At 68.0% G+C, this 1,139-nt stretch carries 1 protein-coding gene; it reads left to right on the top strand.

Going from position 1 to position 1,139, the window contains the following annotated elements; translation table 11 throughout:
• The first annotated feature begins 67 nt into the window (after positions 1 to 67).
• A protein-coding gene (locus tag ACZ50K_RS37940) for an IS630 family transposase (protein WP_468912048.1) occupies positions 68 to 1,134 on the top strand; the annotation gives its coding sequence in 2 pieces (ribosomal slippage) (positions 68 to 511 and positions 514 to 1,134; 1,065 coding nt in all).
• The last annotated feature ends 5 nt before the right edge of the window (positions 1,135 to 1,139 follow it).

Here is a 1,139-nt window from a genome sequence, read left to right as displayed (position 1 = left end):
TACTGAGGTTGAACTCGTGTTGTCGTAGGGGCTGACGCCTGGTCGTCCGCTGCGGTATCACCAGGGCATGCGGTATCCACAAGGGGGCGGGCTGACCGCCGAGCGGCAGCAGTTCCGCGAGGAGTTACGGCTCAAGGCGGCCGAGAGGTTCGCCCAGGGCGAGGTGAGCTCGGTGATCGCCAAGGACCTTCGGGTCAGCGTCCGCTCAGTGCAGCGGTGGCGGCGGATGTGGGACGAGGGCGGTCCGCGGGCTCTGCGGTCGCAGGGGCCGGCGTCACTGCCGAGACTGAGCGAGAAACAGTTCACCCAGCTGGAGGCGGAGCTGGCCAGGGGGCCGGCCGCGCACGGCTGGGAGGACCAACACTGGACCCTGAGCCGTGTGAAGACGGTGATCGGCCGGCGTTTCCACCTGACCTACACAGTCCAGGGCGTGCGCAAGCTGCTGGTCCGTAACGGCTGGTCCTGCCAGGTACCGGCCCGTCGGGCTGTGGAGCGGGACGACGACGCGGTGGCCGGGTGGGTCAAGGAGGTGTGGCCCTGCGCGGAAGACTTGCGGCGGCCCGTGGAGCCTGGCTCGTCTTCGAGGACGAAGCCGGATTCTCCATGACGCCGCCGCAGGCCAAGACCTGGTCGCAGCGTGGCCGGACCCCGGTGGTGCGGGTCCGAGGCCGTTCCCGCAGACGGATATCCATCGCCGCGCTGACCTGCTACAAACCCGGCCACCGGTCCCGGCTGATCTACCGTCCTCGCCGGGACGACGGCCGGCGCGACGGACGCAAGAGCTTCTCCTGGCGCGACTACCGAGACCTGCTGATAGCCGCACACCAGCAACTCGGCGGCCCGATCGTGCTCGTCTGGGACAACCTCAACGTCCACAAAGCCGCCGACCTGCGGAAGTTCGCCGAAGCCCGGGACTGGCTGACCATCTACTACCTGCCGCCCTACGCACCCGACCTCAACCCCGTCGAAGGCATCTGGTCCCTCCTGCGACGCGGCTGGCTCTCCAACGTCGCCTTCAATACCCCCGAACACCTCATCCAGCGCATCCGACGAGGCCTACGACACATCCAGTACCGCAGCGACCTCATAGACGGCTGCCTCGCCGAAACCGGCCTGACCATCAGACCCGCCTGAACAAC

It is taken from the genome of Streptomyces sp. NPDC033845 (assembly GCF_055576225.1).
This window is presented reverse-complemented; position numbering and strand designations above follow the sequence as displayed.